The organism is Bacillota bacterium, from assembly GCA_012837285.1.
Lineage (GTDB): Bacteria > Bacillota > DTU030 > DUMP01 > DUMP01 > DUNI01.
In genome coordinates this window covers 1-6511 of sequence record DURJ01000060.1, presented here as the reverse complement: position 1 = coordinate 6511, position 6511 = coordinate 1, and the positions used below count along the sequence as shown (strand labels likewise).

6 protein-coding genes are annotated in these 6511 nt (G+C 55.4%); all 6 read left to right on the top strand.

From position 1 onward, the window contains the following. Positions 1–1228: beta-aspartyl-peptidase (locus GX016_03550; GenBank protein HHT70641.1), on the top strand; the 1228-nt coding region annotated here is incomplete at its 5' end. Positions 1229–1346: 118 nt separating this feature from the next. Next, entirely contained in the window at positions 1347–1814 is a 468-nt protein-coding gene (locus GX016_03545; protein HHT70640.1) for a glycine/sarcosine/betaine reductase complex selenoprotein A, read from the top strand. A gap of 14 nt (positions 1815–1828) precedes the next feature. Further along, positions 1829–3145: a glycine reductase complex selenoprotein B gene (gene grdB, locus GX016_03540; GenBank protein HHT70639.1), complete on the top strand. Its 1317-nt coding sequence runs from the start codon at positions 1829–1831 to the stop codon at positions 3143–3145. Positions 3146–3263: 118 nt separating this feature from the next. Further along, complete coding sequence (locus tag GX016_03535) at positions 3264–4805, top strand: glycine reductase (GenBank protein ID HHT70638.1); 1542 nt, start codon at positions 3264–3266, stop codon at positions 4803–4805. Positions 4806–4817: 12 nt separating this feature from the next. Continuing rightward, positions 4818–5963 carry a glycine reductase gene (locus GX016_03530; GenBank protein ID HHT70637.1) on the top strand — a complete coding sequence of 382 codons (1146 nt, stop codon included), beginning with the start codon at positions 4818–4820 and terminating at the stop codon, positions 5961–5963. Positions 5964–6053: 90 nt separating this feature from the next. Continuing rightward, a partial coding sequence (locus tag GX016_03525) for a helix-turn-helix transcriptional regulator (GenBank protein HHT70636.1) occupies positions 6054–6511 on the top strand: 458 nt, incomplete at its 3' end.

Below are 6511 nucleotides of genomic sequence, written 5' to 3'. Positions count from 1 at the left end.
GGTGGAAGCCGGCACGTTGTATGTCAACCAAGACGAGCTGGCCACCTTAGTTGTGGAAGATCCAACTATTAAGTCCTGCACCGTACATTTGGCCAAACCTGGGGAAGAGATCCGCATTATCCCGGTAAAAGATGTCATCGAACCCCGCTGCAAAGTAAGCGGTCCCGGCGGTCTGTTCCCTGGATTTGTTAGTAAGGTGGACACGGTAGGCAGCGGTCGAACCCATGTTCTGTCCGGTGCGGCGGTGGTGACCACCGGCAAAATTGTAGGCTTTCAGGAAGGTATTATCGATATGACCGGTCCGGGAGCCGACTACACACCTTTTTCCAAGACGTACAACGTGGTGCTGGAGATGGAGCCGGTGGAGGGCTTAGCCCAGCATGAGCACGAGAAGGCTGTGCGGTTGGCCGGGCTCAAGGCAGCGGCCTATCTGGGTGAAGCCGCCAAAGAGATGGAGCCGGATGTAATTGAGACCTATGATCTGGGTTCGTTCTGGGAAACAGCCGCCCAGTATCCGGATCTGCCTAAAGTTGTCTACCTGTTCATGTTACAGTCCCAGGGTTTGCTCCATGACACTTGGGTCTACGGTGTAGATGCCAAGAGAATCTTACCCAGTATCATTCATCCCAATGAATTGTTTGACGGAGCCATTGTAAGCGGGAACTGTGTTTCAGCCTGTGATAAGAACACCACTTATCACCATCTGAACAACCCAGTGGTCAAAGAACTGTTCAAGCATCACGGCCATGACATTTGCTTCCTGGGTATCGTTATCAGCAATGAAAACGTTACTTTAAAAGACAAAGAACGTTCTTCCAGTTACGCGGCTAAATTAGCCCAGATGCTGGGGGCTGATGCGGCCATTGTGTCTGAAGAAGGTTTCGGTAACCCCGATGCCGATCTGATTATGAACTGCAACAAGCTGGAGTCTTACGGCATCAAGACAGTTCTGCTTACCGATGAATATGCCGGACGAGATGGAGCTTCTCAATCCCTGGCCGATATCAGTCCTAAAGCTGACGCAGTGGTGAGTGCTGGCAATGCTAACGAGATTATTCAGTTGCCGCCCATGAAGACGGTGATCGGCGACTTGTCGGTTGCCGACATTATTGCCGGCGGTTTTGACGGCTCCAAGGCGACGGACGGTTCCCTGACAGTGGAACTACAGGTGATCACCGGTGCCACCAATGAGCTGGGCTATAGCTACGTACGGGGCCTGAGCTTCTAGGACGGCAGATTCAGTTGATCCAGAGCCGATGAGCAAAAGCATAGCGCTTCCCATCGGCCAAAGTAAGGGTCTAGGTTGATAAAGCTGACTTAGGATTACAAATGAAGGAGGTTGCTAAATGGAACTCAAGGGCAAGAAACTTATTGCCATTGGTGATCGGGACGGCGTACCGGGCCCGGCGATTGAAGAATGCCTTCGCTCGGCCGGAGCCGAGCCGGTCTTTATCACCACTGAGTGCTTCGTTTGAACGGCAGCAGGGACAATGGACCTGGAGAATCAGGCGCGGATCAAAGAGCTAGGCGAGAAACACGGGGCGGAGAACCTGGTAGTTATTTTAGGTGCCGCTGACCCCGATTGCGCCGAGCTGGCGGCGGAGACAGTTACCGCCGGCGATCCCACTTATGCCGGTCCATTGACTGGAGTCCAGTTGGGACTCCCGGTGTATCACATGATGGAGCCAGATATTAAAGAGCAGGTAGATGAAGGAGTATACGAGGAACAAGTGGCCATGATGGAAATGGTAGTAGAAGTAGAGGCCCTCATTGATGCCGTGAAAGGAATACGAGAGCAGCATAGTAAGCTGTGAGGGGAGGGAGATTCATGGCCGAAAAGAAATTTCGGGTAGTTCACTACCTGAACCAGTTCTTTGGGCAAGTGGGCGGTGAAGAAAAAGCGACCATACTACCGGAGGCCCGTGACGGTGTTGTCGGTCCGGGGATGGGGCTAAAAGCCGCCCTAGGCCAGGCGGCGGAAATAGTGGGTACCATCATCTGTGGCGACAGCTATTTCGCTGAAAACATGGAAACAGCGACGACCCAGATAATGGATCTGATCAAAGAGTTTAACCCCGACTTGGTAATTGCCGGTCCGGCTTTTAACGCCGGCCGCTACGGCACGGCCTGCGGTGCCATCTGCGCGGCTGTACAGCAGGAACTGAAGATTCCGGCTGTGACGGCCATGTTCCCGGAAAATCCCGGTGTAGACTTGTATAAGAAAGAAGTCTATATCTTACCTACCGGCGACTCGGCGGCCAGTATGCGCAAAGCGTTGCCTAAAATGGCTGCTTTTGCGCTGAAACTGGCCCGGGGAGAAGACATTGGCCATCCCGGTGAGGAGGGCTATATTTCCCGCGGGATCCGGAAGAACATAATTGCCGACAAGCCAGGGGCCGAGCGGGCGCTGGATATGCTGCTGGCAAAGATTAAGGGCCAGCCGTTTACCACCGAGCTTCCCATGCCGGAGTTTGATCGGGTGGCTCCGAATCCGCCGGTAAAGAACATGGCCCAGGCTACCATTGCCTTGGTGACCTCAGGCGGCATTGTACCCAAAGGCAACCCGGACCGGATTGAGGCTTCTTCCGCCACCAAATTTGGTAAATACAGTCTGACGGGCTTAGATAACCTGACCTCGGAAACCCATCAGACGGCACATGGCGGTTACGATCCCACCTATGCTAACGAAGATCCCGATCGGGTAGTGCCGCTGGATGTAATGCGCCATCTGGAGCGGGAAGGTAAGATCGGCAAAGTATTTGACTATTTCTATAGCACAGTGGGCAATGGGACCTCAGTGGCCAATGCCGCCCAATTCGGTGCTGCTATTGCTAAAGATCTCAAGGAAGCCGGGGTGGACGCCGTTATCCTAACCTCCACCTGAGGCACCTGTACTCGCTGCGGCGCAGCGATGGTAAAAGAGATCGAACGAGCCGGATTACCGGTGGTGCATATGTGCACGGTGGTGCCCATTTCACTTACGGTGGGGGCCAATCGAATCGTTCCAACCGTGGCTATCCCGCATCCGTTGGGGAACCCGGAACTTACAGCCGACGAGGAAAAGGTCCTGCGTCGTGACCTGGTGGAAAAAGGGCTGCGGGCCCTGGAGACGCCGGTGGACGGCCAAGTTGTATTCGAACAGTAGCTCCGATTAAAGGCCGAAGAATTGGGTGAGCTACCGGAGGTTCCAGATTAATACTGGGCGCGCCCTGGTGCTGACCGTCTGTCCACCAGGGCACGTACCACTTGCGGAGGTGACACTTATGTATGATCCTGTAGTGAAAGGTGCCGCCTATATTCTGGTTCATGTCCCTAATATGGCGTTTGAATTCGGCTCCACCCAGGACGTGGAGCGGCACAAAGACCCCCAGTCACCGTATCTGACCGAGTTTAAGAAGCACCTTAGAACCTATGAGCAAGTCCTGGGCTATGCTCCTTTCCAGGCCTTTATCGGTAACATGCATCCTGACGAACTCACGTCTATTCCTCGCCCCTGGTACGAAGGGGATAAAGTCGAGGCCAAACGCTACGGACGGTACGGAGAAATCATACCCGAGGACGAGTTCTATGCTTGGCTGCGGTTGGTGGACGCGTTTGAGCTGGTGTGGCTGGAAGATAAGTTTCTAGCTGAACTTGAGCCGGGGCTGAAGAACGACTCCATGCTGACAGCGGACGATCTTAAGCGAATCGGCAGCGGTCGCAGTCTCGACGACATTCAAAAACTGGTGAAGGAGAAAACCGCGGCGCCGCTAATGCTGGGTGAGCGGCTGGTGGGCTGTGTGCGGCGGGCCCATGAGGTAGACGCTAGCTTGACGGCTCATGTAATTGCTGAAAACACTGCCAGCAAGGCCTCAGGGGCCCTGGCGTTGCGCCACCTAATCAAGAATATAGAGATTGATCCGAAAGAAATCGACTATATCATTGAATGTTCCGAAGAAGCCTGCGGCGACATGAACCAACGCGGCGGCGGCAACTTTGCCAAGGCTATTGGAGAGCATGCCGGCTGTCTAAAGGCCACCGGATCCGATACCCGGGGCTTTTGTGCCGGGCCGGCCCATGCCATGGTATTGGCGGCCGGGTTGGTAAAGTCTGGAATCTTCAAGAATGTAGTCGTAGTTGCCGGCGGGGCTACGGCCAAGCTGGGTATGAACGGTAAGGATCATGTGAAACGCGGCATGCCTGTGCTGGAGGATGTTCTCGGCGGTTTTGCTGTCCTGGTTTCCGAGAACGACGGGAAGAACCCGGTTATTAGAACCGATTCGCTGGGTAAGCATAACATCGGCTCCGGTTCTTCGCCCCAGGCAGTTATGCAGGCTTTAGTGGCCGACCCCCTGGAGCGGCTTGGCTTTACCATGGAAGATGTAGATAAGTACTCAGTGGAGATGCAGGTGGCGGAGATTACCGAACCGGCCGGGGCCGGCGACGTCCCCACAGCCAACTACAAGATGATTGCCGCACTGAGTGTAATGAAAAAACAACTTCAAAGGAGCCAAATCCCTGATTTTGTTGCCCGGCACGGCATGCCCGGCTTTGCGCCGACTCAAGGGCACATACCGTCCGGGGTACCGTTTGTGGGTCATGCTCGCGATCTGATTTTGGCCGGGGAAATGACCCGGGCCATGATAATTGGCAAAGGCAGTCTGTTCTTAGCCCGGATGACCAATTTATTTGACGGCATTTCCTTCTTAATGGAACCCAACCCCGGCTTAGACGAAGCCGACCAGTTCGATCTGGGTGCCGTCAAGAAACTCATCGCCGACGCCTTGCGGCAAGTGGCTCAAGACTTAGCCCAGGGCGAAGACTGAGGAGGGGAGGTTATGGGATCTAAACAGTTAATTGCCAAGGTATTTACTGAACTGGCAGATGCGCTGGAGACCGGGCGCATGGCCGGCCCGCGGATTCGAGTCGGAGTTACCACGTTAGGCAGCGAACACGGAGTAGAAGAGGTAGTCCGTGGGGCCGAGCTGGCGGCCAAGGCCGACAGCAGTATCGAAGTGGTACTGGTGGGACCGAAAGTGGACTCGAAGCTGCCCCAGGAAGTCTGCGACTGTGAAGCCACGGCCCATCAACGGATGGAAGAACTGATGAAAGCGGGCGAACTGGCGGCCACGGTAACCATGCACTATCCTTTTCCTGTAGGCGTAGCCACAGTGGGTCGGATTATTACTCCCGCCTTGGGTAAACCGCTGCTTGTGGCCACCACCACCGGCACCAGTGCCACCGAACGGGTACCGGCCCTGATCAAGAATACAGTCTATGGGATTGCCGTAGCCAAGAGCTTGGGGATCAATGAACCCACCGTCGGGATCCTAAATGTGGACGGGGCTCGCCAGGTGGAGCGGCAGCTGAAAGAGCTGGCCGACCGCGGTTATGCCCTTACCTTTGGCCAAACAGTCCGAGCCGATAAAGGTGCCATCATGCGCGGTAATGATTTACTCACCGGCAGTCCCCATGTGATGGTTTGCGATACCCTCACCGGCAATTTACTCATGAAGATTTTCAGCTCGTACCACACCGGCGGTAGTTACGAGGCTGTGGGCTACGGTTATGGCCCCGGTGTCGGGCCGGGCTGGAATTACATTGTAAACATTATTTCCCGCGCGTCAGGGGCGCCGGTAATTGCCGGGGCGATCGAATTTGCCGCTGCCTGTGCGGCCGCCAACCTGCCTCAGCTGCTGGAGCAAGAGTGGGCAGCTGCTCGGAGAGCCGGCATTGAAGACTTGCTGGTTTCGCCGGAACGGGAAAAAGATGTGGCCGAAGTGGTTCAAGCACCGCCTAAGAAGCCCACTGGGGCTGAAATCGGCGGCGTAGATGTGCTGGAAATCGAAGACGCTGCCCGGGAGCTCTGGCGCAACGGTATTTATGCCGAGACCGGCATGGGTTGTGAGGGCCCGGTTGTACTGGTGGCCGTCGAGGACCAAGAGAAAGCGGCCCAGATCCTAAAAGAAAGCGGATATATCTAGGCAAAGAAAGTACAGGCGGCATAAGAGCTGCCTGTACTTTCTTTTGTTAAGAGCGAAACAGTGTTATAATATAGTCGAAGGGGGGATTAGATGAGCGCGTCTGAAAACAAAAGACCCCCAGGGGTAGTATGCGGCCAGAAAGTCCGCCAAGCGCGGGAAGAGCGGGGTCTATCGTTGACCAATCTGGCCGAACGGGCTAGCCTGTCGGTGTCGTACCTGAGCGAAGTGGAGAACGGCCGTAAATCACCTTCGCTGCAGGTAGTGCAGCGACTGGCCGCAGCCTTGAACCTGGAACCGGCAGCTTTGTTTGCTTCCGGTCCCCAGGGGCGGATTACCCCTGGCGAGAGAATCCGGCTCCTTAGAACGGAACAGGATTTGACCCTGGCCCAAGTGGCCAATAAAGTAGGGATCGGAGCCTCGTATCTGAGTGAAATCGAGCGTGGTCGGGTGAGCCCGGCCCCGGCAACCCTGAATCGCATTGCCGAAGCTTTAGATACCGGCGTGGCCCAAATACTGGGTCCGCTGGCGGGACTGGGCGCTCGTTTGCG